General features: G+C 65.5%; 17 protein-coding genes. 12 read left to right on the forward strand and 5 right to left on the reverse strand.

Features of this window, described 5'->3' with window-relative positions; all coding sequences use genetic code 11:
- The first annotated feature begins 12 nt into the window (after window positions 1–12).
- From ACWMMN_RS27250 to ACWMMN_RS27265, 4 genes are all read left to right on the forward strand, one after another.
- A complete protein-coding gene (locus tag ACWMMN_RS27250; protein ID WP_342705890.1) occupies window positions 13–1,500 on the forward strand; it encodes an efflux transporter outer membrane subunit in 1,488 nt (495 codons plus the stop codon).
- 225 nt (window positions 1,501–1,725) lie between these two features.
- Window positions 1,726–3,261, forward strand: coding sequence for a catalase (locus ACWMMN_RS27255; protein WP_342705889.1), 1,536 nt, complete (start codon window positions 1,726–1,728; stop codon window positions 3,259–3,261).
- Between the two features lie 77 nt (window positions 3,262–3,338).
- Window positions 3,339–3,950 carry an ankyrin repeat domain-containing protein gene (locus tag ACWMMN_RS27260; RefSeq protein ID WP_486423387.1) on the forward strand — a complete coding sequence of 204 codons (612 nt, stop codon included), beginning with the start codon at window positions 3,339–3,341 and terminating at the stop codon, window positions 3,948–3,950.
- A gap of 357 nt (window positions 3,951–4,307) precedes the next feature.
- Window positions 4,308–5,159, forward strand: a complete 852-nt coding sequence (locus ACWMMN_RS27265; RefSeq protein WP_486423388.1) for a D-alanyl-D-alanine carboxypeptidase family protein — start codon at window positions 4,308–4,310, stop codon at window positions 5,157–5,159.
- Window positions 5,160–5,193: 34 nt separating this feature from the next.
- On the opposite strand, the gene ACWMMN_RS27270 is transcribed toward ACWMMN_RS27265, so the two are convergent.
- Window positions 5,194–5,988, reverse strand: a complete 795-nt coding sequence (locus ACWMMN_RS27270; RefSeq protein WP_059240768.1) for an APH(3')-II family aminoglycoside O-phosphotransferase — start codon at window positions 5,986–5,988, stop codon at window positions 5,194–5,196.
- Between the two features lie 237 nt (window positions 5,989–6,225).
- On the opposite strand from ACWMMN_RS27270, the gene ACWMMN_RS27275 reads away from it, so the two are divergent.
- The 6 genes from ACWMMN_RS27275 to ACWMMN_RS27300 all read left to right on the forward strand — a co-directional run bounded on the left by ACWMMN_RS27275 (window position 6,226) and on the right by ACWMMN_RS27300 (window position 18,329).
- Complete coding sequence (locus ACWMMN_RS27275) at window positions 6,226–7,386, forward strand: efflux RND transporter periplasmic adaptor subunit (protein WP_486423389.1); 1,161 nt, start codon at window positions 6,226–6,228, stop codon at window positions 7,384–7,386.
- Between the two features lie 20 nt (window positions 7,387–7,406).
- A complete protein-coding gene (locus tag ACWMMN_RS27280) occupies window positions 7,407–10,550 on the forward strand; it encodes a multidrug efflux RND transporter permease subunit (protein ID WP_486423390.1) in 3,144 nt (1,047 codons plus the stop codon).
- 4 nt (window positions 10,551–10,554) lie between these two features.
- Complete coding sequence (locus tag ACWMMN_RS27285) at window positions 10,555–11,985, forward strand: efflux transporter outer membrane subunit (protein ID WP_174992758.1); 1,431 nt, start codon at window positions 10,555–10,557, stop codon at window positions 11,983–11,985.
- 101 nt (window positions 11,986–12,086) lie between these two features.
- The gene (locus tag ACWMMN_RS27290; protein WP_340625177.1) at window positions 12,087–12,779 is read left to right on the forward strand and encodes a response regulator; all 693 of its coding nucleotides are present in this window, start codon (window positions 12,087–12,089) and stop codon (window positions 12,777–12,779) included.
- A 1,648-nt stretch (window positions 12,780–14,427) separates the two neighbouring features.
- Window positions 14,428–16,260, forward strand: a complete 1,833-nt coding sequence (locus tag ACWMMN_RS27295) for a S53 family peptidase (RefSeq protein ID WP_486423391.1) — start codon at window positions 14,428–14,430, stop codon at window positions 16,258–16,260.
- Window positions 16,261–16,664: 404 nt separating this feature from the next.
- Window positions 16,665–18,329, forward strand: coding sequence for a DUF3300 domain-containing protein (locus ACWMMN_RS27300; protein ID WP_486423392.1), 1,665 nt, complete (start codon window positions 16,665–16,667; stop codon window positions 18,327–18,329).
- 138 nt (window positions 18,330–18,467) lie between these two features.
- Here the strand turns inward: ACWMMN_RS27300 and ACWMMN_RS27305 are convergent, their stop codons facing one another.
- Complete coding sequence (locus tag ACWMMN_RS27305; RefSeq protein ID WP_486423393.1) at window positions 18,468–19,118, reverse strand: pyridoxamine 5'-phosphate oxidase family protein; 651 nt, start codon at window positions 19,116–19,118, stop codon at window positions 18,468–18,470.
- A 326-nt stretch (window positions 19,119–19,444) separates the two neighbouring features.
- Between ACWMMN_RS27305 and pdxR the strand changes: the two genes are divergently transcribed.
- Complete coding sequence (gene pdxR, locus ACWMMN_RS27310; RefSeq protein ID WP_486423394.1) at window positions 19,445–20,917, forward strand: MocR-like pyridoxine biosynthesis transcription factor PdxR; 1,473 nt, start codon at window positions 19,445–19,447, stop codon at window positions 20,915–20,917.
- 22 nt (window positions 20,918–20,939) lie between these two features.
- Here pdxR and ACWMMN_RS27315 read toward each other — a convergent pair whose 3' ends face one another.
- The gene (locus ACWMMN_RS27315; RefSeq protein WP_174992764.1) at window positions 20,940–22,490 is read right to left on the reverse strand and encodes a phospholipase D family protein; all 1,551 of its coding nucleotides are present in this window, start codon (window positions 22,488–22,490) and stop codon (window positions 20,940–20,942) included.
- A gap of 615 nt (window positions 22,491–23,105) precedes the next feature.
- On the opposite strand from ACWMMN_RS27315, the gene ACWMMN_RS27320 reads away from it, so the two are divergent.
- A complete protein-coding gene (locus ACWMMN_RS27320; RefSeq protein WP_340625182.1) occupies window positions 23,106–23,390 on the forward strand; it encodes an H-NS histone family protein in 285 nt (94 codons plus the stop codon).
- A 219-nt stretch (window positions 23,391–23,609) separates the two neighbouring features.
- Here the strand turns inward: ACWMMN_RS27320 and ACWMMN_RS27325 are convergent, their stop codons facing one another.
- Window positions 23,610–24,575, reverse strand: coding sequence for a Csu type fimbrial protein (locus ACWMMN_RS27325; protein WP_174992766.1), 966 nt, complete (start codon window positions 24,573–24,575; stop codon window positions 23,610–23,612).
- A gap of 10 nt (window positions 24,576–24,585) precedes the next feature.
- The gene (locus tag ACWMMN_RS27330; protein ID WP_486423395.1) at window positions 24,586–26,970 is read right to left on the reverse strand and encodes a fimbria/pilus outer membrane usher protein; all 2,385 of its coding nucleotides are present in this window, start codon (window positions 26,968–26,970) and stop codon (window positions 24,586–24,588) included.
- Window positions 26,971–26,989 lie beyond the last annotated feature (19 nt).

Below are 26,989 nucleotides of genomic sequence, written 5' to 3' on the forward strand. Positions count from 1 at the left end.
CCGTCTTACGCGATGAAACCCTTCTCCCTGCCCCGCCACCCTGTGCTCACGTTGTGCGCGGCCGCGTGCCTGCTCGCCGGCTGCACGGTCGGCCCCGACTACCCCGGCGCGCCCGCCGCACCCGATGCACCGGCCTTCGTGCGCGCGCCGGCTGCCGGCATCGATGCCACCGCGCCCGCGCCGAGCGCGTGGTGGCATGCGTTGAACGATCGCCAGCTCGACGACCTGATCACTGCCGCGCTCGTGTACAACCCCGATCTGCACGCCGCGCAGGCACGCTTGCGCGCCGCGCGCGCGCAGCTCTCGCAACAGCGCGCGGCGCAGCTGCCAAAATCGTCGGCCACCGTCGCGGCCATCCGCATGCGCGAACCGGACGTCAGCGCGCTCGGCTCACTGCTGCCGTCCAACGGCTCGAACCAGTCGGGCGGCACGTCGCCGTCGCTCGGCGGCTCGGGGCCGTTGCAGCTCTATTCGGCGGGCTTCGACGCAACCTGGGAAATCGACCTGTTCGGCGGCACGCGGCGCGCGGTCGAAGCGGCGTCCGCACAGGCCGAAGCGGTCGATGCGGACCTCGCCGATACGCAGGTGTCGATCGCGGCCGAAGTCGCGAATGCGTATGTCGACCTGCGCGACCAGCAGCAACGGCTCGCGCTGTCGCAGCGTACCGCCGGGTTGCAGCAGAAAATGCTCGAACTCACGCAGCAGCGCCGCGCGCGCGGCGTCGCGGCCGATGCGGACCTCGAACGCCTGACGACGCAGGTCGAAAACACGCGTGCGTCGCTGATCCCGCTCGACGCGCAAGTCACCGAATCGCTCGACCGGCTCGCGATCCTGACGGGCCGCGCGCCGGGCGCGCTCGACGCCGCGCTGTCGACACCGGATGCCCCGCTGCCGACGCTGCCCGGCACCGTCGCGATCGGCGATCCGGCCACGCTGCTGAAACAGCGTCCCGACATTCGCGCGGCCGAACGCCGGCTCGCCTCGAGCAATGCGCAGATCGGCGAGCATGTCGCCGACTATTTCCCGAAGGTGACGCTGCTCGGCGATCTCGGCTTCAGCGCGACGGACCCCGGCCATCTGTTCCGCAAGCAGAATTTCACGTGGGTCGGTGCGCCGTACCTGCAATGGAACATCCTCGATTTCGGGCGCACACGCGGCGCAGTGCGGGCAGCCGAAGCATCGCGTGACGAAGCGGAAGCCAACTATCAGAAAGCCGTGCTCGGTGCATTGCAGGATGCCAACACCGCATTGCAGCGTTACGGGCATCAGCGCGAACACGTCGTCGCGTTGACGAAGGTGCAAACGTCGGCCGTGCGTTCGCGCTCGCTGATGGACCAGCGCTATCGCGCGGGCGTCGCGTCGATGATCGACCTGCTCGATACGCAACGCGAAGCGCTGTCCGCGCAACAGAACGTGATTGCGGGGCAAGCCGAGCTGATCAAGGACTACGTGTCGCTGCAAAAGAGCCTCGGGCTCGGCTGGCAGACGAACGCCGCGTGACGGCGCCGGCGCGCATGATGCACGATCGACGCATCATGCGTGCCGCAATCATTCATTGCGCACGCAACAATACAGATTCGTTTCGTCCGCAACGAACGGGCTCTCGCCGTGTCGATTCCGCCGCTATCGACGACATATCGAATATCAATTAGCCAATCCCCTGACGATCTCTTCTAATTCAGTCGGCTTCCCCACCACCGATCGGATTCAAGGAGTTCCATCGTCATGTCCTCATCCTCCAATCGCGTGCTGCGGCACGCAGTTGCCGCCATCTGCGTTGCCCTCTCCGCTTCTCCGTATGCCGCCGAACTCACGCGCGACACCGGCGCACCCATCGGCGACAACCAGAATTCGCAGACGGCCGGCCCGGCCGGCCCCGTGCTCCTGCAGGACTCCGCGCTCATCGAAAAACTGCAGCGCTTCGACCGCGAGCGCATTCCGGAACGTGTCGTGCATGCGCGCGGCACCGGCGCATTCGGCGAGTTCGTCCCGAGCGCCGACCTCTCCGACCTGACGAAAGCGAAGGTCTTCACGCCGGGCACCCGCACACCGGTGTTCGTGCGCTTTTCCACCGTGATGGGCTATCGCGGCTCGCCCGAGCAGGCACGCGACCCGCGCGGCTTCGCGGTGAAGTTCTATACGCAGCAGGGCAACTGGGACATGGTCGGCATCAACTTGCCCGTGTTCTTCATTCGCGACGGCATCAAGTTCCCCGACTTCGTTCACGCGAACAAGCCAAGCGCCGTGACCGGCGTGCAGGATCCGAACCTCGCGTTCGACTTCTTCGCGCACACGCCCGAAGCGACCCACATGCTGACGATGCTGTACTCGAACGCGGGCATGCCCGATTCGTATCGCCACATGGACGGCTTCGCGGTGCATGCGTTCAAGTTCGTCAACGCGCAAGGCGACGTGCACTACGTGAAGTTCCACTGGAAGAGCCAGCAAGGCGTGCATGGCCTGCGTCCGCAGGACATCGCCGCTTCGATCGGGCGCGACTGGAACATGATGACGAACGACCTGTACGGCACGCTCAAACAAGGCGATTTCCCGAAATGGGATCTGTATGTGCAGGTGCTCGCGCCGAAGGACCTGAACCGCTTCGACTTCGACGCACTCGACGACACGAAGGTCTGGGCTGGCGTACCTGAACGCAAGGTCGGCACGATGACGCTCAATCGCGTGCCCGACAACTACTTCCAGTCGACCGAGGAATCGGCGTTCGCACCGTCGCGGCTCGTGCCGGGCATCGAGCCGTCCGAAGACCGGATGCTGCAGGATCGTCTGTTCGCGTACGCCGACACGCAGATGTACCGGCTCGGCGCGAACTACATGGACCTGCCGGTCAACCGCCCTGTCGTGCCAGTGGTCAACAACAACCAGGACGGCAAGATGAATGCCGGCGACCGCAAGGGCGAAGTGAACTACGAGCCGTCGACACAGCGCGAGCTTGCGCAGGATCCGCAGTACAAGTCCGTGCGCATGGCGCTCAACGGCACGACGCAACAGGAAGCGATCCACAAGAAGCTGCTGTTCCGTCAGGCCGGCGAGTACTACCGCGGCCTGTCGCAGCAGGACAAGGACGATCTCGTCACTGCGTTGTCCGGCGATCTTGGCCAGGTGAAGAACGCGCAAAACCAGTACGCGATGCTGTCGTACTTCTACAAGGCCGATGCGGACTACGGCACGCGTCTCGCGCAAGCCGTTCACGCAAATGTCCAGCAGGTGCAGTCGCTCGCGGCGAAGCTGAGCGAGAACTGATCCCGCGACGCCGGTCGCTGCCGACGTGCGCGGTTGTGCCGCGCACGTCGGCCTGACTTCTTCATCAGGACACCCCCATGCGCTCAGAACGCTTCACACGCGCGATCCGCGCGGCTGCAATGACTGTGGCGCTGGCCGCGATCGCCGGCTGCGCGCACCTGCCCGACCAGCCGACGTACGGCAAGGCCGATCCCGCCGCACTGCGCCGCTACGACGGCGACTGGTTCGACGCTGCGCGCGTCGGACGCGTCGATATCCTGCGCGCGTTGCGCGACGCCGGCTATCCCGTCGACGCCACCGACAGCCACGGCTATACGGCCGTGATACTCGCGTCGTACGACGGCCAGCCTGCCGCGCTCGACTACCTGCTGTCGGCCGGCGCCAACGCGTGCATCGGCGATCGCCACGGCAATACGGCGCTGATGGGTGCGCTCTTCAGGAACGCGCCCGACATCGCCCGGCGCCTGCTCGACACGCGTTGCCCGATCGATCAGACGAACGGCGCCGGCGAAACCGCGCTGGGGTTCGCGACGCTCTTCAATCGCTTCGAACTGATTCCGCTGCTCGTCGCGCATGGCGCAAATCCGAACCATGTCGACCGGCGCGGACAGTCGCTGCTGCAGCTTGCGCTGACGCACGACAACACTTACGCCGCGGATGCGCTGCGGCAAGCCGGTGCCAGGCAGTAGCGCGGCCGGCCGGCAGGCAGATCGGCCGGCCACTCGATGGCCTCGTTCCGGACAATGCGGCGCCAACCGAGCCGGCCGCCTATTCACGCTCGTGACCGGCATCGCCGAGGCACTTTTGTCCGGAAATGCCCACGACTCGCTGCATGCATATCTCGTAAAATACGGACCGACGAAGCACGACGATCGTCAACACCACAGTCGACATCGAGGCCAGCCGGCCGAAGCAAGTATCGATTCATGGTGTCGCGTCGGCACACCGATTCATCCCCCCACACAGGTTGCAACTTGAAGTCGCATCACCATTCACTCCGTCTCCGCCTGCCGACGCTCGTCGCAGCCTTCGCATCGTGTGTCGCCATGTCGACGGGGCACGCCGCCGCCAGCCCATCGCCCAACGTCCGCGCCGCATCGTGGATCGTCGTCGACGGCGAGTCGGGCCAGACGCTCGTCGAACATGACGCCGACGCCGAACGCCAGCCCGCCTCGCTCACCAAGCTGATGACGGCCTATCTCGTGCTCGACGCGCTCAAGCACGGCACCGTGCGATGGGACGAGAAGCTGGCCGTCGACGCGGCCGACATCGGTTCGGTCGGCAACGATGAAGCACGGATGTATCTCGTGCCCGGCCAGCATGTCCCGGTGAAGGAACTCGTCCTGGGTCTCATCGCGGCGTCCGCGAACGACGCGGCACTGGTGCTCGCGAAGCGCATCGGCGGCTCGCCCGAAGGGTTCGAGCAGAAGATGAACGCGATGGCGCACCAGCTCGGGATGAACCACACGCACTACACGACGCCGTCCGGCATCACGACGCAGGGGAACACCACGACGGCACGCGACCTGTCGGTGCTGGCGTTGCGCCTGACGAACGATTTTCCGGAGTACTACACCTTCTCGTCCGAGCAGAATTTCTCGTACGGCTCATTCCGCAAGCGCAACAAGAACTGGCTGCTCGGAAAGGATCCTTCCGTCGACGGGATGAAGACCGGCCACACGCAAGCGGCTGGCTACTGCATCGTGGCCACTGCGAAGCGCCGGCAAGCATCTCCGCCGATGACGCGACGCGTATTCGCGGTCGTGCTCGGGGCGCCCACGGCGAACGACCGGATCGTCGGCGCCGGCAAACTGCTGAACTATGGATTCTCGGCATACAACGATCAGCCGGCCGCCGGCAGTTCCGGGGCGCACGTGGTTACGCAGAGGGTGCAGTAAGACGTTCGCTCACCATCGGTGAACACCTGCGCACTCAGAAAAACTCGTCGAGCAGCCGATAGAACGCAATCCGGTCGGGATCGGGGTGTTCGATCCCGTACCGCGTGAAGAAACGCGCGACCCATTCGCTGCCCAGATCCGCTTCGATATCGCGCGCCGCCAGCGCCAGATCCTGATAACGATCGGCCACCCCCAGGCGTCCGCAGTCGATGAAGCCGGAGAAGCGGCCGTCGTCGGCCATGAGGTTGGGCAGGCACGCGTCGCCGTGCGTGACGACCCTGTCCTCGGTCGACGGCCGGTGCGCGAGAAGCCTCGCGAACAGTGCGTCGAGCGGCACGCCCGCATTCGTGTCGTCGAGGTTGTCCTCGTCGGCAAGCCCCGCATGCATCCGCGCGCGGGCCCGCTCGATGCGATGCGCGGCGCCGTGATCGAACGGGCACGCGGCCGGATCGAGCCGATGCAGCGCACGCAGCGCGTCGGCCATGATCGCCACCTTCTCGGCCGGCGCGAGCTGCGCCGTTTCGAGGTTGTCGCCGCGCACGGCGCTCAGCAGCATCCACTCGCGCCCCGCCGCCGACGCCACGTCGAGCACCTGCGCGCCCGGCAGGCCCGTGCTCGCCAGCCAGCGCAGCCGCGCCGCCTCGTCGCGCAATTCGCCCAGCGGCCCCGCGGGCGCCGTCTTCACGAACCGGCGTGAGCCGTCGCGCGCATCGAGCCGGAACACGACGGCGTCCGACTGGCCGTCCGTCTGTCGCGTCCATCGGCAGCCGGCCAGCCTGGCCTGCCACGCCACCGGCACGTCCTTGCCGAGCGGGTCGTTATCGATCACGTCGCGGTCGATCCTCGTTGACTGGGCCGACAGGCGGAATGCCGACGACACCGCGCGCATGATACAGCGCCGCGCCCATTCGTCCGACCATTCCGGCGCTCGCTAACACCCTCTTTTCGATTCCTTTCGCCGGCTCCATCGAATCTCCATCTTTCCGCATAAAAGCCCCCAACTAATCCACGCAAACTCCGCCCCGTCAAAGCAGGCAGTGGGCTGCCTGCGTTTCCTGGAGTCGCGATGAAAAATCAGAAACGATGCTGCTACAGCGCGGTATGCGCGCTGGTGGCGGCAATGCTGGCGGGCTGCGGGCCCTCCGAACAGCAGGCCGCCGCACCGGCCACCCCGGTTGCGGCCATGACCGTGGCAGCCACGCCCCTCGACGTCACCGAGGATCTGCCGGGCCGCGTCGCGGCCGTGCGGGTGGCCGAGATCCGGCCGCAGGTGAGCGGCATCGTGCAGCGCCGCCTGTTCGAACAAGGCACCGAAGTACGCATGGGCCAGCCGCTGTTCCAGATCAATCCGGCCCCGTTCAAGGCTGAAATGGACACGGCCGCGGCATCGCTGCAGCGTGCGCAGGCCGCGCTCGAACGCGCCAAGGTGCAGACGGCCCGCTTCAAGCCGCTCGTCGAAGCCGACGCGATCAGTCGCCAGGTGTACGACGACGCCGTCTCGCAACGCGACCAGGCCGCTGCCGACGTGGCGCAGGCCCGCGCGACGCTCGCGCGCCGCCAGCTCGACTTGAAGTTCGCGACCGTTGAAGCGCCGATCGCCGGCCGCATCGACCAGGCGCTCGTGACCGAAGGCGCGCTGGTGGCGAGCGGCGACAGCCAGCCGATGGCGCGCATCCAGCAGATCGACCAGGTCTACGTGGACGTGCGCCAGCCCGCCGCGTCGCTCGAATCGTTGCGCGGCGCACTTGCGGCGCAACCGCGAACGTCGGACAGCAACGGCCTGCCGGTCGACGTGCTGCGCGACGACGACACGCGTTACGACGTGAAGGGCCGCATGCTGTTCTCGGGCGTCAACGTCGATCCGGGCACCGGCGACGTGCTGCTGCGCGTGCTGGTCGACAACCCGAAACGCCAGCTGCTGCCGGGCATGTACGTGCGTGCCCGCATTCCGCGCGCGCACTACGCGAACGCGGTGATGGTGCCGCAACAGGCGGTCGTACGCGCCGGCGGCAAGCCGCAGGTATGGGTGCTCGACGCGAAGGGTACCGCGCATCTGAAGGCTGTCGAAGTCGGCGAACTGACGAACCGCAGCTATCGCATCAAGTCGGGCCTGCAGGCCGGCCAGAAGGTCGTCGTCGAAGGCATGGAACGCCTGATCGACGGCGCGCCGGCCGCCGCGACCGACTGGAAGTCGCCTGACGCGGCCGCCACCGCGTCCGCGCACTGAGTCACGAGGAGCCTCCAGTCATGGCTGAATTCTTTATCCGACGCCCGGTGTTTGCCTGGGTGATCGCGCTCTTCATCATCCTGACGGGGCTGATCGCGATCCCGCAACTGCCGGTCGCGCGCTATCCGTCAGTCGCGCCGCCGTCCGTCACGATCACCGCGAGCTACCCCGGCGCCACGCCGCAGACGATGAACGACGGCGTGCTGAGCCTCATCGAGCGCGAACTGTCCGGCGTCAAGAACCTGCTGTACTTCGAATCGTCGGCCGATACGTCCGGCTCTGCGCAGATCACCGTGACGTTCAAGCCCGGCACCAATCCGGAGTTGGCGCAGGTCGACGTGCAGAACAAGATCAAGTCGGTCGAGCCGCGCCTGCCCGCGGCCGTGCGCCAGAACGGGCTGATCGTCGAATCCGCTTCGTCCGGCTTTCTGATGATCGTCGGCCTGCGCTCCGACAACGGCCGCTTCGACGAAAGCGCGCTCGCCGACTACATGGCGCGCAGCGTGTCCGAGGAGCTGCGGCGAGTCGACGGCGTCGGGCGTGTGCTGCAGTTCGGCTCCGAACGCGCGATGCGCATCTGGGTCGATCCGCAGAAGCTGATCAATTTCGGCCTGTCGATGAGCGACCTGACGACCGCGATCGGCCAGCAGAACGTCCAGATCGCACCGGGCAGCCTTGGTGCGCTGCCCGCGCTGCCGGGCCAGCGCGTGACCGTGCCGCTCACCGCGCAGGGCCAGCTCACGACGCCGGAAGAGTTCGCGAAGGTCGTGCTGCGCGCGAACGCGGACGGCTCGAAGGTCGTGCTCGGCGACGTCGCGCGCGTCGAGCTCGGCTCGCAGAACTACACGTTCGTGAGCCGCGAGAACAACAAGCCGGCCACCCTCGCCGGCGTGCAGCTCGCACCGGGCGCCAACGCGGTGAAGACCGCGGACGCGATCCGTGCGCGCATGGCCGAACTGAGCAAGTCGATGCCATCGGGCATGACCTACTCGATCCCGCTCGACACGTCGCCGTTCGTGAAGATCTCGATCGAGAAAGTGCTGCACACGCTGCTCGAAGCGATGGTGCTCGTGTTCCTCGTGATGTACCTGTTCCTGCAGAACGTGCGCTATACGCTGATCCCGGCCATCGTCGCGCCGGTCGCGATGCTCGGTACGTTCACGGTGATGCTGCTGACCGGTTTCTCGATCAACGTGCTGACGATGTTCGGCATGGTGCTCGCGATCGGCATCATCGTCGACGATGCGATCGTCGTCGTCGAGAACGTCGAACGCCTGATGGCCGAGGAAGGACTGTCGCCGAAGGACGCGACGTCGAAGGCGATGAAGGAGATCACCGGCGCGATCGTCGGCGTCACGCTGGTGCTGACCGCGGTGTTCCTGCCGATGGCGATGGCAAGCGGCTCGGTCGGCGTGATCTACAAGCAGTTCACGATGTCGATGGCCGTGTCGATCCTGTTCTCGGCGCTGCTGGCGCTGACGCTCACGCCGGCCCTGTGCGCAACGATGCTCAAGCCGCTCGAACCGGGCCACCACGAAAAGCGCGGCTTCTTCGGCTGGTTCAACCGCCGCTTCGACCGCCTGACGAAATGGTACGAGACGCGCGTCGGCCGCCTGGTCGGCCGCACGGGCCGCGTGATGCTGGTGTTCGTCGCGATTTCGGGCGCGCTGGTGTTCGGCTTCCGCAGCCTGCCATCGTCGTTCCTGCCGGACGAGGACCAGGGCTACTTCATCACCAGCTTTCTGCTGCCCGCAGACGCTACCGCCGAGCGTACGCACGATGTGGTCAAGACGCTGGAGAAGCATCTTGCTTCGCGTCCGGCAATCCAGTCGAGCATTTCCGTGATCGGCTACGGCTTCTCGGGCCAAGGTCCGAACGCGGCGATCAACTGGTCCGTGATGAAGGACTGGAAGAACCGCGGCGGCTCGTCGACGATCGAGGAAGGCATGCTCGCGCAGCAGGCGATGGCCGGCGTAACCGAAGGCACGGTGATGAGCTTGCTGCCGCCGGCGATCGACGAACTCGGCAACAGCTCGGGCTTCTCGATGCGCCTTGAAGACCGCGCCAACCAGGGCACTGCCGCGCTCAAGGCGGCGGAAGCCAAGCTGCTCGAACTCGCCGCGCAAAGCAAGGTCGTGACCGGCGTGTATCCGGACAGCCTGCCGGCCGGCACGAGCATCCGCCTCGAGATCGACCGCGCGAAGGCGCAGGCGCTCGGCGTGTCGTTCACGACGCTCAGCGACACGCTGTCGACCGCAATGGGTTCGACCTACGTGAACGACTTCCCGAACGCAGGCCGCATGCAGCAGGTGATCATCCAGGCCGATGCACCCGCGCGCATGCAGATCGACAACGTGATGAAGCTGTACGTGCGCAACGCAGCCGGCGGCATGGTGCCGATGTCCGAGGTGGTGCGCCCGGTGTGGGCCGAGACGCCGCTGCAGATGGTGCGCTTCAAGGGCTATCCGTCGGCGCGGATCTCGGGCACCGCCGCCCCGGGCCAGTCGAGCGGTGCGGCGATGGCCGAGATGGAGCGTCTCGCCGCGCAACTGCCGCCGGGCTTCGCGGTCGAGTGGACCGGCCAGTCGCTGCAGGAACGCCAGTCGGCGTCGCAGGCGCCGATGCTGATGGCGCTGTCGATGATCGTCGTGTTCCTGGTGCTTGCCGCACTGTACGAAAGCTGGTCGATCCCGCTGTCGGTGATGCTGGTGGTGCCGCTCGGCCTGATCGGCGCGATCGGTGCGGTGCTGCTGCGCGGGATGCCGAACGACGTGTTCTTCAAGGTCGGGATGATCACCGTGATCGGCCTGTCCGCGAAGAACGCGATCCTGATCGTCGAGTTCGCGAAGCAGTTGCGCGAGGAAGGCAAGGGGTTGATCGAAGCGGCCGTGCAGGCGTCGAAGCTGCGCCTGCGCCCGATCCTGATGACCTCGCTCGCGTTCGGCCTCGGTGTCGTGCCGCTGATGATCGCGACCGGCGCCAGCGCCGAAACGCAGCACGCGATCGGTACCGGCGTGTTCGGCGGCATGGTGACCGCCACGGTACTGGCCATTTTCTTCGTCCCTGTTTTCTTTGTGTTCGTGATGAGCATCCAGGAGCGCATCGGCGCATGGCGGGCTTCCCGCAAGCAGCCGGCCACCCCGACTCACGGACAGGAAGGTTGATGCCATGCGATTGCTTATTCTTCCCCTCGTCCTCGCCCTGTCGGCCTGCTCGCTGGCGCCGACGCTGGTCAAACCCTCGATGCCGGTGCCGACGGCCTACACGGCCGCCGCAGCCGCCGACCTCAAGGCCAACGCCGCCGATCTCGGCTGGCGCACGATGTTCGGCGATCGCCGCCTGCAGCGCCTGATCGAGCTGGCGCTCGAGCACAACCGTGACCTGCGCCTGGCGGCGCTGAACGTCGAAGCTGCCGAAGCGCAATACGGCATCCAGCGTTCCGCGCGCCTGCCGTCGATCGGCGCCGGTGCGAACTTCACGCGCCAGCGCACGTCGGACGACACGCAGTCGAGTCCGCCGCTGTTCGGCACGACGCAGAACCAGTACGGCGTGAACCTCGGCATCAGCGCGTTCGAGATCGACCTGTTCGGCCGCGTGAAATCGATGTCGGATGCGGCCTTCGCGCGCTACCTCGCGACCGATCATGGCCGCCGCGCGGTGCAGATCTCGCTGGTCGGCGGCGTCGCGGATGCCTATTTCGCGGAACGCCTCGCGCAGGAGCAACGCCAGTTGTCCGAGCGCACGCTCGCCGACTGGCAGCAGTCGCTCGATCTCGCGCGCCGCCTGAAGGAAGCGCATCAGGCGAGCGGCGTCGACATCGCACAGGCCGAAGGCCAGGTCGCGAGCGCCACGGCCGATCTCGAAGCGCGCACGCGCGCCGTCGAGCAGGCACGCAACGCACTGCGCCTGCTGGTCGGCACCGAGCTGCCGAAGGATCTGCCCGATCCGGTGCCGCTTCAGCAGCAGCCCGTGATGACGCAACTGCCGGCCGGCCTGCCGTCCGAGCTGCTGTTCCGCCGCCCGGATCTCCAGCAGGCCGAACAGAATCTCGTCGCTGCGAATGCCGATATCGGCGCCGCGCGCGCCGCGTTCTTCCCGCGCCTGTCGCTGACGTCGTCGATCGGCTTCCTCAGCCCGGCGATGGGCAGCCTGTTCGACGGCGGACAGCGCACGTGGAGCTTCGCGCCGCAGGTCACGGTGCCGATCTTCCAGGGCGGCCGGCTGCGTTCCGAACTGCGTCTCGCGGAAGTGCGCAAGTCCAGCGCCGTCGCCGAGTACGAACGCTCGATCCAGACCGCGTTCCGCGAAGTGGCCGACGGTCTCGCCGGGCGCGAAACCTTCGGCCGCCAGATCGAAGCGCAGACGCGCGTGGTCGGCTCGGCCGAACGCCGCACCGACCTGTCGAACCTGCGCTATCGCGCGGGCGTCGAAGGACGGCTGGAACTGCTCGATTCGCAGCGGCAGCTCTATTCGGCACGGCAGGCGCTGCTCGACCTGCGCCGCAGCGAGCTCAGCAACGCCGTTGCGCTGTACAAGGCACTCGGCGGCGGCCTGACGGACAAGGACGTCGCGGCGTCGAAGAGCGTGGTGCAGGACTGAACGAACGGCACCGTACCGTCCGGCACGACGGCGGGACGGTACGGTGCAACCCGGCCCGGCAACGGGCTGCCCCGATTGTTCGACATCGCACGGCAAACTCCATGACGAATTCCCTGATACTGATTGCAGAAGACGAGCCCGACATTTCGGACATCCTCGATGCATACCTGAAGCACGACGGCTTTCGCACCTACCGCGTCGCCGACGGTCAGGCGGTGCTCGATGTACAACCGCGCCTGAAGCCCGACCTGATCCTGCTCGACGTGAAGATGCCGCAGAAAAACGGCTGGGCTGTACTCACCGAGCTTCGGCAGCGCGGCAATACGCCCGTCGTCGTCCTCACCGCATTCGACCGCGACCTCGACCGGCTGCAGGCACTGCATGCCGGCGCAGACGACTACATCGTCAAGCCGTTCAACCCGGCCGAGGTCGTCGCGCGGCTGCGCGCGATCCTGCGCCGGTCGGCCGCGCCACCGCCCACACGCGTGCTGCGCGTCGGCGACCTGGAGATCGACACCGACAGCTATCTGGCCCGCGTGCGGACGCGTTCCGCCGAGGTGCCGATCACGCTGACGCTGACGGAGTTCCGGCTGCTCGCGCACATGGCGCGATCGCCGAGCCGCGTGTTCACGCGCGGCGAACTGCTCGATGCGTGCATGGCCGACGTCAGCGCGCTGGAACGCACGGTCGACAGCCACATCTGCAGGCTGCGCAAGAAGCTCGAACAGGCCGGCGCGCCGGGCATGCCCGAAGTGATGCGCGGCGTCGGCTACCGGCTGCGGGGTTTGCAGTGACGCTGCCGGCGCGGCCCGGCCGGCATATCGGGCAGACGATCGGCACGGGCGCGCTCGTCGTCGTGCTGATCGCCTGCACCGTTGCATTCTTCATCTACGCGCTGCATAAGCCGGCCGCGTTGCCGCACGACGCAACGGCCGACGCGATGATCCACAGCGCGTCCACTTACCTTGTGCTCGCGACGGCGCTGCTCGTCTGCCTGCTGACGGCCGCGTTCGACCTCGTCAGGCTGATGCGTCGCACGCTCCGGTCGCTCGACGCGGTTGCGGATTCCGCCGGCCGCATCGCCGCCGGCGATCCGTCGGCGCGCGCAGTTTCCCGCGACGACTGCCCGGCCGACATGTCGCGCTTCATCGAGCACTTCAATGCGATGACTCATCGACTGAAACACGCCCCTTCATCCAATGCGGCCGCCGCCAACGACACCATCCGCCACGACATGCGCACGCCGCTCGCGGATCTCGAAACCCGCCTCGATGCCATCAAGGCGCTCGCCGCCGGCGCCGATGCGCTTTCACGCGACGCGCTGCTGCATCATGTCGACGGGCTATTCCGGCTCGTCGACGATCTTCAGCTAGCCGAACGACCCGCTGCGCTGATACTCGATCTGCAACCGGCGGCACTCGACCGCGAGATCGAACATGCCATCGATTCCGCACGCGACGCGCTTCGAGAAGCGGGGTTCGTCGTCGCTCTGGAGGCCGACACGATCGTCCTGGCCTGCGACGGCGCACGCATCCGGCAGGCCGTGCTCGCGCTGTTCGACGACGTACGGCGCCGCTCCACCCCCGGCAAACTGAAACTCTCCGTCAAAGAACGGCCCGCGGGCGCGATCGTCCGGATCGAAGACCAGGGCACGCGCCGGTTCGACGAAACCGGTCTCGGCGTGTGCGTCGTTCGCACGGTCGTCGAAGCGCACGGCGGACAGGTCCGCCATCTCGCGTCGCTGTGCGGCGATGCCGTCCTCGAATTCGACATCCCGCGACGGGCCCCTGCCATTCGAGCATTTCCTCGATAGCGATTGCCCGTTTCAAAACGCCTCGGAAAGGATCGGCGAGTCACGTTCGGCATTACCTGCCTTGCCGGTTTCGAACATTACAAATAGCCGCCGATCTTTTCAAAATCATTGCGCTTTATTCGATTTAATTTTGTTTCATATAATCAAAAAAAGTTTGACACCCCGCTTTCGTTCTTGATACCGTCCGATGCAAGCAATCTGACGAATTGCTCACCACGCAATCGATTCCGCTCCACGTTTTTTCGCTTCCGCTGCACCGACGTGCTCACCGCCGGATGACACGTTTTCACGCCGGCGCGTGCAACATTCCGATGCCTCTCACTGGACGGCTGCCATCCGGCAGCAGGCCGAAGGATCGAATCAAATGAGCAGGACAACGAAGTTGTTGCTCTAGCAATCCCGCCCGCGCCATGTCCGGCACGGCTGCCCCGCAGCGCGGCGCAGCCTCCCCGTTACCGCGTTTTCCGTATTTCGCCCCCGGAGAAAAACCGCTTTCCGGATCGGGCGAAAGGCCCTGCCGCATCCGTGTCATCCGCACGCATGCGGCAGAAAGCGGCGGTGCATCACCCGCACCGTTGTCGACCGTTGTTGTTCGTGCAGTTCGATGTTCAACCGGAGGGGTAATTCAAATGAATCAGGTTGCAAACAAGAAACAAAAGCACATTCGCCTCGTGAAACTCGTATTCGCCGCCGCAGCCGCCGCTTCGTTCGGCATGGCGACCGCCCATGCCGCGCCCACGGCCGGCTGGACGGAAACGCGCACCAAGGGGTTCCTGCCGCTCGTGCAGCAAAACGAAGCCGGCACCGCCGGCGCGCCCGCCGCGAGCACGGCCGCCGCTGCCGCTGCGGCCATCGAAATGGCGCCCGGCGAATCGGTGGACGTCGTGCTCGGGCTGAACCTGCGCAACGAAGCCCAGCTCGACCAGTACCTGCGCGACCTGCATACGCCCGGCTCGCCGCACTACCGGCAGTTCCTCACGCCTGCGCAGTTCGCCGCGCAATATGCGCCGACCGACCAGCAGGTCGCATCCGTCGTCGCACACCTGCGCAAGGCAGGCTTCGTGAATATCGTGGTCGCGCCGAACCGGCTGCTGGTGTCCGCGTCGGGCACCGCGGCAACCATCAAGTCCGCGTTCCGCACGACCCTCAAGCGCTTCACGCGCAACGGCCGCAGCGTCTATGCGAACACCGATGCCGCGCAAGTGCCGAACGCGATCGGCGGCATCGTCGGTACGGTGCTCGGCCTGCAGAACGTCGAGCTGATGCATACGGGCGCGGGCAGCAAGCCGCAAGGCAACACCAGCAACCTGACGATCCCGGCCGGCGCGTCGGCCGTGCCGCACAACCCGACCGAGTTCTCGTCGATCTACGGCGGCGACGGCACGCCGACCGCCTCGCAGACCACGGTCGGCATCATCTCCGAAGGCGACCTGTCGCAGACGGTGAGCGACCTCAATACGTTCGCTGCGAACAACGGCCTCGGCTCGATCAGCAGCAGCATCGTGAAGACGGGCCCGGCCGGCAGTTCGTACACCGACACCGACGGCACCGTCGAATGGAATCTCGACAGCCAGTCGATCGTCGGCGCGGCCGGCGGCAGCGTGAAGCAGGTCGTGTTCTACGCCGCGCCGTCGATGTCGCTCACGGCGATCACGGCCGCCTACAACAAGGCCGTGACCGACAACGTCGCGAAGGTGATCAACGTGTCGCTCGGCGTGTGCGAATCGTCCGCGAACAGCACCGGCTCGCAGGCCACCGACGACACCATCTTCAAGCAGGCGGTCGCGCAGGGGCAAACCTTCTCCGTCTCCGCCGGCGACCACGGCGCGTACGAATGCGCGAGCGGCACGCCGTCGCGTTCGACCTACACTGTGAGCGAACCGGCCACGTCGCCGTACGTGATCGCGGTGGGCGGCACGACGCTGTTCACCAATTCGTCGACCAACGCGTACAACAGCGAGATCGTCTGGAACGATCCGAGCTGGCAGCCGGGTACCGTGTGGTCGACGGGCGGAGGGTACAGCAAGTACGAAGCCGCGCCGACGTGGCAGTCGTCGAGCCTCACGGGGTCGACCAAGCGCGCACTGCCCGACGTCGGCTTCGACGCTGACCTGCGCACCGGCGCAATTCTCGTCGTGAACGGCCAGACGTCCGACACGCTGTGGGGTTCGGGCTACCTGAACAACGAAGGCGGCACGAGTCTCGCCGCGCCGATCTTCACGGGCATCTGGGCGCGGCTGCAGTCGGCCAACAACAATGCGCTCGGGTTCCCCGCGTCGAGCATCTACAAGTACTTCCCGTCCAACGCGGCGCTGGTGCACGACGTCACGTCCGGCAACAACGGCAGCGGCACCTACGGCTACAAGGCGAAGGCCGGCTGGGACGCGACGACGGGCTTCGGCAGCGTGAACATCTCGAAGCTGAACGCGTTCATCCAGAGCACGTCGGATTTCGCGCGCTGATGGACCGCTGACCGGCCTGGTTCCGGGCGTGCGCCGCTTCGCGCGCCCGGAACCGCATACCCCCGCGTAACAAGAACCCGCGACGGCTGCAAAGCCGTCGCGGGTTTTCTGCATTCCGCGTAATCTCGCGGAGCATGCCACCGGGACGATACGCTCGCGACCTTGCAATCGTTGCGCAAGCAACTTTCATATCGCTTACCCGGCCGGCGCCCACCCGCTTACGGACTGCAAGGTACACACACTGTTACACAACCCGCTGACACCTTCCGTGCGTGTCGTGCGTTTAACTGAATATATCGATTCGTCGCGGGACACCCGCCATGCGGACATGGGCTCGGCACAGTGCTGATGCCGATCGCGCGGCCCGCGTGCCCGACAACGCCGCACCACACCGAACCAACACCATGAAAACCGCACGTGCACATCACCGCCCCGTCAGAACGCTGATCGCGTCGTCCATCATCGTGTCGCTGCTCGGCCTGTCGGCCTGCAACAAGAACAGCGACAGCAACGCCGCCGTACCGGCCAGCGACGCAAACACGGCCTCGGCGGCACTGCCCGCGTCGGCACCGGTCGCGTACACGCCGCCGACGGCCGACCAGCTCTACCAGATGGTCGCGCCGATCGCGCTGTTCCCCGACAAGCTCGTCGCACTGGTGCTGGCGGGTGCAACGTATCCGGACCAGGTGACGGGCGCCAATACCTGGGTGACGCAGAATCCGTCGCTGAAGGGGCCGGCGCTCGCGACCGCCGCCGATACGCAGCCGTGGGACCCGTCCGTCAAGGCGTTGACCGCGTTCCCCGCGGTGCTCGCGCAGATGGCGTCGAACCCGGCCTGGACCACGTCGCTCGGCCAGGCGTACTACAACGATCCGACCGACGTGATGAACGCGATTCAGGTGATGCGCCAGCGCGCGCAGACGTCCGGGCATCTCCGCTCCGGCGGCCAGATGCGGGTCACGCAAGTCGCTCAGGCCGCGCCGGCCGGCTATACGCCGGCCACCGACGCGCCCGTGGTCTACGCCGGGCCGGCAATCGTGCCGCCGCCCGAGCAGGCGATCGAGATCGAGTCCGCGCAGCCCGACGTCGTCTACGTCCCGTCGTACAACCCGACCGTCGTCTACGGCGAGCCGGTTTCAGCCTACCCCGGTTATGTGTATCGGCCGCCCGCATACAGCACCGGCGAAATCGTCGCGGCCGGCGTGATCACATTCGGCGTCGGCATCGCCGTCGGCGCCGCGATCTTCGGACACCACGACTGGGGCTGGCATGCATGGGGCATGAACTGGGGCGCGCCGCATCCGGACGGCCCGCGCTGGAACGGCGGCTGGCAACGCCCGGCCGTGGTGTACAACCACACCACGTACGTGACGAAGTCGACCACCGTGATCAACAACATCACCAACATCCGCAACACGCGCATCACGAACAATTACGGCGGCAACGTCACCAACAACACGACGATCGAACGCAATACGATGCAGCCGGGTACGGAGCCGATACGCGGACAGGCGATGGAGCAACGCCCGGGCGCCGCGCCGATGACGATGCCGCATTTCGCCGCGAACGACGCGCGCCCCGGTGCGCGGCCGGCGCCGGAAGCCTTCGCGCAGCACCGCGCGAATGAGCCGCATGCCGACGCACCGGCGCAGCACCCGCCCGGCGCGATGCACGACGAGAGGCAGCAGGCGATGCAGCAGGAGCGCGCCGCGCCGGAAAATCGCGCGGCCGTGCAGCAGCAGCAACTTCAGCAACAGCAGCGCAACGAGGCGCAGCGGCAACACGAAGCGATGCAACAGCACGACGCGGCACGGCAGGAGCAGCAACAACGAGAGGAAATGCAGCAACACAACGCGGCGCAGCAACAACAGCGCGAAGCAATGCAGCAACGTAACGCGGCCGAGCAGCAACAACACAAGGAGACGCAACCACGCAACGAAGCGCACCCGCAGGAACACGCGGCCGCGCCGCCGCGGCAACCGGCGCCCGAGCACGCGCCCGCTCCGCATCCGCACCCTGCGGAATCGCATCCGCCGCAGCACGAGTCGCGCGAACACCGTCCGGAGTGACAACGCCACACCACGGCAGCACGACACGGATCACGCTGCGGTGCGAAAACGGCGCGGCCTATCGCGCCGCGCACCTTTTGTATCGCACGCGACGCGCGCCGCCTGCTGCGTCAACGCTTCTCGGCCCTGCCGCGCCATTCAATCTGCCCAGTTGCGAACGTAGTCCGGCACGGGCACGTTGCCGTCGGCATGAATGGGCGTGCCGCGCGCCGTCTTCAGCGGCAGGATCCCTGACCAGACAGCGAGCTCCAGATCTTCGTCCTTGTCGGACGGCATCGAGTCGCTGACTTTCACCGCCGCTTCCGCAAGAGCAATCCGCAGCACGCTGGTCGCGTTGAGCTCCTTCGAATTGCCCGGCCGCGCTTCATGCTTGCGACCCGCGGCGATCTTGTCCATGAAGGCATCCAGCGCCTCGAGCTTCTCCGCACTGCCCTCCACCACATCGAACTGCCCGTAGATCACCGCGGATCGATAATTCATCGAATGACTGAAGGCCGACTTGGCCAACACCAGCCCGTCCAGCAACGTGATGGCGACGGAGGCCGGTGCGCCCGCCGACAGCGCCTTGACCATCCTGCTGCCGTTGGACCCGTGGATATAGAGGTCGTCGCCCCGTCTCCAGTGCGCGGTCGGGATGCAATGCGTGTCCTCGCCGGCGCTGAACGCGATGTGGCAAACGTACGCGTCGTCCACGATGCGGTAGAGCATCGCGCGATCGCGATTCGCCAGTTCGGGCAGGCGGCGAATGGTGGTACGGGATGTGGGAGAGAGGACGGTCTGGTCTTTCATGTTTCGTTTTCCTGTTCGCACGACCTTGCGCGCATCGATCGGCCCGCATTTCGGCAAGTCGCGGGTATCCGCTCGAACATATATTTGTACTGCGAACTGCATGAATTCGGGATCGAAGCGGAATCGTGCGGCATCCACGCCTGAGCGACCACTCGATCGGCCTATCGACAGCCGCTCGCCAAATCGATCAAAATACGCGTGGGCCGCGAACCGAAACGACCACCGGAAATGCCAGCGTACTGGCCTGCACCGCGAGAACGTGAACAATACGATGCGCGTCGAATCTTAAAAAGAACCAGCTCAAGGATATTTTTTAGAACCAGCCCATGGATCTCGCGCTGCTCATCTCATCGTTTTCCCGACAGGACGGCACGACAACGCACAGCCAGCAGGAAGCCCTCTACCGGAACCTGCGCAACATGCTGCTGGACGGGCACATTCCGCCCGGCACGCGGCTCGCGTCGACACGCGTGCTCGCAGCGGAGCTGGGTATCGCGCGCAATTCGGCGGTCTATGCGTACGAGCGCCTTGCCGAGGAAGGCTTCGTGGCCGCCACGCGTAACGGCACGATCACGCTATGGGACGGTTGCGGCCGCCCGAGCGCCGCGCACGAAAACGGCCCGGCCCCGGTTCGCCTGTCCGAGCGTGTGCACGGGCTCGAAAACGCCCACCCCGAACCCGAACGCATGCTGCCGTTCGTCCCCGGCCTCCCTTCACTCGACGAATTCCCCGTTGCCCAGTGGCGCCGTTGCATCGAGCGCGCGTGGAAAGTCATCAAGCCCACCCAGCTCGCGTATGGCCCGGTCGAAGGGCTGCCCGAATTGCGGCGCGCCGTGGCCGCGTATATCCGGGTCTCGCGCGGCGTGCGCTGCGAAACCGGGCAGGTCTTCATCACCGACGGCACGCAAAGCAGCCTCGAATTGTGCGCGCGCATGCTGGCGAATCCCGGCGAGTTCGGCTGGCTCGAGAACCCCTGCTACAACGGCGCCCGTACCGCATTCCAGTCGACCGGCCTGAATATCGTGCCGATCGACGTCGATCACGAAGGGATGGCGCCGACCGGCGAACAGTGGCGCACGCAACCGCCCCGGCTGATCTATACGACGCCCTCGCATCAATACCCGCTCGGCGCGCTGATGAGCCCCCGGCGGCGAGCGGCGCTCGTCGAGCACGCGCGTACGTGCGGCGCGTGGATCATCGAGGACGACTACGACAGCGAGTTCCGCCACGGCGGGCAGCCGCTGCCCGCGATCCAGGGCCTGCATGCCGACGCGCCGGTCTGCTATCTCGGCACGTTCAGCAAGACGATGTTTCCCGCCCTTCGGCTCGGCTTCATGGTGGTGCCGCCGATCCTGGTCGACCGCTTCACCAGCACGCTGCGCGAACTCGTCCATCGCGGTCATTCGGCTGATCAACTCGCGATGGCCGAATTCATCGACACCGGCCTGTTTGCGCGGCACCTGCGCAAGATGAGGGCACTCTACGCAGACCGGCGGAGCAGTCTCGAAGCGGCACTCGCCCGCCACCTCGGCACCACGCTGAGCATTCGGGCCAGCCCGGGCGGCATGCATCTTTCCGCGGACCTCGCGATTGCGCTGCACGACACCGACACCGACATCGCCCGCGCCGCATCCGCGCAGGGCTTGCAGCTTCAGCCGTTGAGCAGCTATGGCGTCGGCGACGGCCGCCGCTACAACGGCTTCGTGCTCGGGTATTCGGGGCTGAACGACGCGACGATCGAGACAGCGGCGATGCAGTTCGCGACCGTCATCGAGCAGCACGCACGCAAGCGGCCCTGAGCGTCACACGACGCATCGCCGCTCACAGTTGCGATTCGATCGGAAACAGCCCGAGAAACCACACCTCCATCCGGCGCGCCGTCGACACTTCGGGGTCATGGTCGAACTCGGTGACCTTCCCGTCCGAATCGGTCTGAATCCACTTGAGCCGCCCTTTCCCTGCCGGATCGGTCCGCGGCTCGACACGCCACGCGATCCGGTCGAGTCGCGATTCCAGATCGTTCGCCACCTGCGCCGCAATCGCCGGGCTCTCGCAGAAAACGCCGATCTCGGTATTGAGGTTCAGCGAGCGCGGATCGAAATTCATCGATCCGATGAAAATGCGCTTGTGGTCGAACACGTAGGTCTTCGCATGCAGCGACGCACGCGACGACCCGATGATGACGTCCTTCGAAATGCTCTTGTCGCCCGACGGCCGCCGTTCGTAAAGCCGCACGCCGGCCGCCACGAGATCGCTCCGGTAGCGCCGATAGCCGGCATGCACGGCCGCCACGTCGGTCGACGCAAGCGAATTGGTGAGCACCGTCACGCGCACGCCGCGCGCCGAATACGCGCGCAGCCGCTCGACGAAGTCCTTGCCGGGCACGAAATACGGCGACACGATCAGCAGGTCATGTTCGGGCTGCAATACGATGGCGCGCAACTGCGGCAACAGGTGCCCGTCGCTGTCCTTCGGCGAATGCGCGATCTTCGACGGATCGTCGTACAGCACCGTCGCGTGCCCCCACGACAGTTCCGTGCCCTGCCCGTGAACGATCCGGTCGAGCCGCTGCCTGGCCTCGATCACGTAAGGATTGTCTTCCATCGTCCTCAGGTAGTCGCGCAACCGTTCGCGCTCGCGATCCAGCCCGCCCGGTGCCGCTGCGTGCCCGACCAGTGCGTCGATCGGATACGCATACGGGGAATTCCAGAACGTGTCGAATTCCGTCGAGATGGCTTTCACGGCCGGACCGTGGACAACGACATCGATATCGCCGAACTCCAGCATCGTCGATGCACCGAAGTATTCGTCGCCGATATTGCGGCCGCCGACGATCGCCGCCTGGTTGTCCGCGATCATCGCCTTGTTGTGCATGCGCCGGTTGACACGCGAGAACTCGAACACCGTGCCGATCTTCTTGAACCGGCGCGTGGCAACCGGATTGAACAGCCGGATCTCGATGTTCGGGTGCGAACTGATCTCGAGCAGCTTGCGGTCGTCCGCGTTCGTGCCGAGATCGTCGAGCAGCACGCGCACGCGAACGCCGCGATCGGCCGCGCGAATGATCGCATCGGCCAGTTCATGCCCGGTCAGGTCGTCGTGCCAGATGTAGTACTGGAGGTCCAGCGAACGGTCGGCGCGGTCGGCAAGCAGCACGCGCGCATCCAGCGCGTCGACCGGATCGGTCAGCACATGAAACGCGTCCTGCCCCGGATGCGTGCTGGCCTGCTGCTGGAACGCGGCGCCTAGCCGCGTGCTTTCCGTGTCGGTGAACGCATGGGTCGGTACACGATCGGCCTGCGGCGGAAGGCTGGCGCACGCAACGAGCACCAGCGACGAAAGAATCGCACCCCACGAACGCAGCATGGTCATGATTGACGCCCCCCACTCGCGGGCGAAGGTTGTTTATTCTGGCCGCCGGATGAATCACGGGGCTGGCCGGTTATCCGCCGCGCGCGGCCGATGTCCGGTAGTCGCGCGTATCGGTCGCGCTACAGCATACTTCGATTGCCGACGGCGCGGCACCCTCTCCGTGTTTTCCCGATCCGGACGTACGCTCACGCAAAGAAAAACCCGCGAAGCATGAAGCCGTCGCGGGTTTTCGGCATGCCATGACACGACGCGGCATACCTTCCGTTTCTTGCACGAAAGTCGCGCACATTCATTGCCACGCGTGCAGCAGCCGACTACCCGGTAGTGGCGAAACCTCGGACGACTTCGCGAAGCAATCCAGCCGTGCCCAAGCCTCGAGATAGCGATACGTCGGCACGCCTTTCGTGCGCGGCGCGTGGCCTTTACGTTTCCGCTTCCTGATTAACCCATCATCGACACGAGTCGACATTTACCACAACAATTCAATTCAATAATAAACAATCGTCAAATCCACCCCTGGCACAAAAATCAACACATCATTCAATTTTTATTCATCATCATAAAAAAATCATGCGATAGCCTGAAAATCAACAACCACCTCAACAGGAGAACAACTTGTCCATATATCGCGATTTAATCGAGCAACGAGCCGAGCTGGAAAGGCAGATAAATGCCGTGAAATCGAGCGAACGGGCTGCCGTACTCGACGAAGTAAGGCGGCTCGTGATCGAATTCGAGATCAACGCGCGTGAAATCTTTGGTGCGAATAAATCGAAAAATGGTATTAAATTAACCCCGAAGTTCCGCGACCCTGAAACAGGCAAAACCTGGTGCGGCCGCGGGAGAACGCCCTTGTGGCTCAAAGACAAGGATCCCAAGAACTATTTAATTGCCCGATAGACTATCGATGCGATATCCGAGCGATGTCGCATTTCGATATCCGGCAAGCGTATTAAGTCGTTGAAGCCCTGCCCCGCCGCGTTGCCTCCCGGTCAGTCCGCTCGCCCCCCTGGGTCGACAGCAAGAACGGCGCGGGCCGAAGTCTTCCGCCCGTCTCCCGATTCGTGCGCATGTAGTCGAATGCGCGTTACGTAACGTCAACCACCCAGGTCCGGGCCATCAGTAACGTACATCGACGATCACGCTGTCCGTGTAGCTACCGACCGGCGGGGTCGACTGATCGGTGTAAATTCGGGCGACATACGGAAATGTCTGCACCGCCGTGCCGTCCGCTGCCCCGCCGCTGCCGACCCGATTCGTTGCCTGCCCCCAGATCGTGCCGCCATTGGCCGCATAGATGTCGTACTGCAAGACGTTCGTGCCGCTCGTCATCTGCCTGCGTCCGTTCGCGGCGGCATGGCTGCCCGGGCTCAGGCCGACGGTATAGGTCATGCCTTTCGTGCAGGTCAACGACAGACTCCCGTTGACCTGCGCGAAACTCGCTACGGTCGGCGCGGATCCGAAGTTCACGTCGGGGGCGGTGATCGTGCAATCGTTGGTCACCGTCAGCGTGACCGGAAACGTCGCCGTGTTCTGTCCGTCGTTCCATCCAAGGCAGAATGATCCGAAACCGGCGCCACTGCAGACATGCCAGTTCCACGCAATCGTTAAGGTATCGGTGTAGGTTCCGGCGGCAACATTGCTTCCCAGTGCGGTTCGGAAAAACAACGGAAGCGCGACGCTCGAACCGCCGCCCAAACCGAGAAAGCTCACGAATTGGGTATCGGCCCAGTTATAGAGCTGCCCGAAGTTCAACGGCTGCGAGTAATTCTTGTCGGCGAACATCGTATAGGCGATTGCATCGCCGGCGGCACCACGCAGCTTGCCGCCGTTGGCCGACGTGATCGTTCCGTTGATCGCATTTCCGCTCACGAGAAAGGCAAAAAGCGCGCCACCGCACGACAGCCCGGCGCTCGGCGACGACGTGGATTGCTGTTGGCTTGACAGGTTCAGCGACGTGACCGAGCCGAACGCCGCCGGCGAAGGATTGGCCGTCGTGCAGTCCGCGTAGGCGGGTATCGGGGCAATCGTCGCGATGAGCGCCACGAATGCCGCACGTCGAATGAATCCGAGAAGCGATCTCATGGGATTGACCTCACAGTGACTCGTTGCATGACAGTGGCCCGATACGGCTCGTCCCGGCGGCGTTCACATCAAGAGGAAACGCCGCGCTGCAATGCTTGCCGTCCGGCAATGCGACGCTCAGATGATTGGTGCTCGAGAGCCCTTCGAAATAGGTTTCCCCGTTCCAGCCGACGAGCGACGTTTGCCCGCTCTCGCGGTGCGTCACCGTTGAGCCGACCTTGACCGGTTTGCCATTCGCGTCGACCAGCAGGATGGTGGCCGACACCACACGTTCGATCGGAAACGTCACAAGCGCGCCGGCACGGTGCCTCACGGCGACGCGCCGTTCGACCATCGACACCCGCATGTCGTCCGGCAGGCCAAGCGGGTCGATCTCGTACTTTGCCCCGTAGTAGGACGGCGCCCACGGCACCAGCAGATGGCCGCCGTTGTCCGTCGTGCCGATGCGCTGATTCTCGTAGCGCACCGGAATACCTTTCTGCCCTTGGGTGTCGACCAGCACGAACGAATCGTCGACGCGATTGGCCGGCAGCACCGCACCGTCCATGACGACCAGCGATCCCTGCATGTCGCCCCAGCGCGTATACCCCTCGCGCGAACCGTATCCGTAGACGCCGCCCTGCACCTGGAAGTAGCGATTGCGCCACGTCATGTCGCCCTGCTGATACCGGGAACCGCCGCCGGCATACGCGAGATTCCAGCCGAAGCCGCCATCGCTCGGCACGCTGCGGCTGTACTGCACGCGCTCGCTCCGGTTGTCGTTGCCGTCTCGCGACGCGCTGACGCTCACCGTGCCCCGGCCACCGAGCGGCACGATCAGCTGAACCTGTGCATCGATGCCGCGGTTGCCCATCGTTCGGTTCAGCGATGCGTAAAGCGTCGCCCGGTCAAAGAGCGGCCGCGTGTACGAGACGTTCGCGATCCGCATGCGCGAGCCGTCGCTGCCGCGTACGTCGAAATAACCCGCGCCGATCGCGCCGCCAATCGCACCGAGATTCAGCGCGCCCGTGGCCTGCGTGCTGCTGCGTACCTGTCGGTAAACGAGGCCCGCCGACAGATCGTATGCCGACAGATCCCGGAATCCGCCGGTTCGCTGGATTCGCTGCAATGAGACGCTGAAGCGTTGCGACGAATAGCCGTAACCGAACGCGTATTGCTGCCCCGACGTTCCGCCCATCGTGCTCTGGCTCGCGGCAACACTGGCGACGCCGAGCCGGCCGACGCCGAGACCGAAACCCAGGCCGCCGAGCGCGAAACGTTCGCCGCCTTCCACGTGCCCTTCGATCGTCAGCGCGTTCGTCAGGCCATGACGCACGGTTCCCGACACCGCAGACTTGCCGTACGAAAGCGAGCTGATCCCGTAGTCGCGCCGCATGGCGCCCGCCGACAACGAGAAATCGGACAATCCTTTCTTCAGCAGCGTATTGGCGACGTAGAACGGAATGGTCGTCGCAACCTGACGTCCGAGCGCATCGGTCGTCACGACGGTGGCCTCGCCCGCACCGTTGATGAACGGCACGTTGTTCAGCGTGAAGGGTCCCGGGTTGACCTGGCCGGTCGTCGCCTTGCTGCCGTTGATGAACAGATCGACCGCAGTCGGCACGGCCGCCTGCCCCGAAAACTGCGGCAGCGGATACGTCACGATGTCCGGACGCACGCTGAAGTCGCGCGCCACGGATATGCCGCCGAGACGCACGGCGCTGGTCCACGAAAGAGCCCCGGTGACAAGGTCGCCCGCCGTATACGTCAGCATCCGGTTCTGATCGGAGTAGCTCCAGGTCGTGTCGTAGCGCAGGTAGCGATTGTCGCCGCGCATGCCCGCGCCGCTACCGTACGATCGCCGGTAGACGCCGGTATTGGTCAGGATGCCCCAGCGATCGAACAGGCGCTGCTCGGTCCAGGCCGACGTATAGCCCGTGCCGCGCGTCGGCGAACTGGCGTAGACGTCGTAATTGAGCAGCAGGCCGCGACTCACCGCGGCAGGCGTCCTGTCGTACACCCTCGCCGATCCCACGCTCTGCTCCGGCAGCCAGTCGGATGGCACGGTCAGGTTCAACCGCTGTGCCGCGCCGTCGTATTCGACCTCGACGCCGTCGAGCCTGGCGAGATCGACCATTTCGTCGGCGGACGCTCCCGTACGGACGGAAACCTTCGCAAGGTCTCCGGCCCGGACCGTATAGGTCCCGTCAAGATAGCGCACCGGCACGATCTGTCCGGTTGCCAGATGATTGACCACCAGTTCGAGAAACAGCGTGCCGCTACGAACTAACCGAGTGGGCGGCGGCAGTCCCGTGGCGTAGCTTTCCGCGAGCGTCGCATCGCCCGCATGCGCCGCGCTCGCCGCCGCCGCGAATGCAAGCCCGGTAACCCATACGGTGCCACGCATGCGCGGCATCCACTCGTTTCCTGCTCGA

The organism is Burkholderia cepacia complex sp. TUM26381, from assembly GCF_057439935.1.

What these genes read in the sequence shown, in the direction of transcription:
- pdxR (WP_486423394.1), top strand. Translation starts at nt 19,445, where the DNA reads ATGGATCTCGCGCTGCTCATCTCATCGTTTTCCCGACAGGACGGCACG.
- ACWMMN_RS27260 (WP_486423387.1), top strand. Translation starts at nt 3,339, where the DNA reads ATGCGCTCAGAACGCTTCACACGCGCGATCCGCGCGGCTGCAATGACT.
- ACWMMN_RS27290 (WP_340625177.1), top strand. Translation starts at nt 12,087, where the DNA reads ATGACGAATTCCCTGATACTGATTGCAGAAGACGAGCCCGACATTTCG.
- ACWMMN_RS27325 (WP_174992766.1), bottom strand. Translation starts at nt 24,575, where the DNA reads ATGAGATCGCTTCTCGGATTCATTCGACGTGCGGCATTCGTGGCGCTC.
- ACWMMN_RS27315 (WP_174992764.1), bottom strand. Translation starts at nt 22,490, where the DNA reads ATGACCATGCTGCGTTCGTGGGGTGCGATTCTTTCGTCGCTGGTGCTC.
- ACWMMN_RS27305 (WP_486423393.1), bottom strand. Translation starts at nt 19,118, where the DNA reads ATGAAAGACCAGACCGTCCTCTCTCCCACATCCCGTACCACCATTCGC.
- ACWMMN_RS27300 (WP_486423392.1), top strand. Translation starts at nt 16,665, where the DNA reads ATGAAAACCGCACGTGCACATCACCGCCCCGTCAGAACGCTGATCGCG.
- ACWMMN_RS27330 (WP_486423395.1), bottom strand. Translation starts at nt 26,970, where the DNA reads ATGCCGCGCATGCGTGGCACCGTATGGGTTACCGGGCTTGCATTCGCG.
- ACWMMN_RS27250 (WP_342705890.1), top strand. Translation starts at nt 13, where the DNA reads ATGAAACCCTTCTCCCTGCCCCGCCACCCTGTGCTCACGTTGTGCGCG.
- ACWMMN_RS27285 (WP_174992758.1), top strand. Translation starts at nt 10,555, where the DNA reads ATGCGATTGCTTATTCTTCCCCTCGTCCTCGCCCTGTCGGCCTGCTCG.
- ACWMMN_RS27255 (WP_342705889.1), top strand. Translation starts at nt 1,726, where the DNA reads ATGTCCTCATCCTCCAATCGCGTGCTGCGGCACGCAGTTGCCGCCATC.
- ACWMMN_RS27275 (WP_486423389.1), top strand. Translation starts at nt 6,226, where the DNA reads ATGAAAAATCAGAAACGATGCTGCTACAGCGCGGTATGCGCGCTGGTG.
- ACWMMN_RS27280 (WP_486423390.1), top strand. Translation starts at nt 7,407, where the DNA reads ATGGCTGAATTCTTTATCCGACGCCCGGTGTTTGCCTGGGTGATCGCG.
- ACWMMN_RS27295 (WP_486423391.1), top strand. Translation starts at nt 14,428, where the DNA reads ATGAATCAGGTTGCAAACAAGAAACAAAAGCACATTCGCCTCGTGAAA.
- ACWMMN_RS27265 (WP_486423388.1), top strand. Translation starts at nt 4,308, where the DNA reads ATGTCGACGGGGCACGCCGCCGCCAGCCCATCGCCCAACGTCCGCGCC.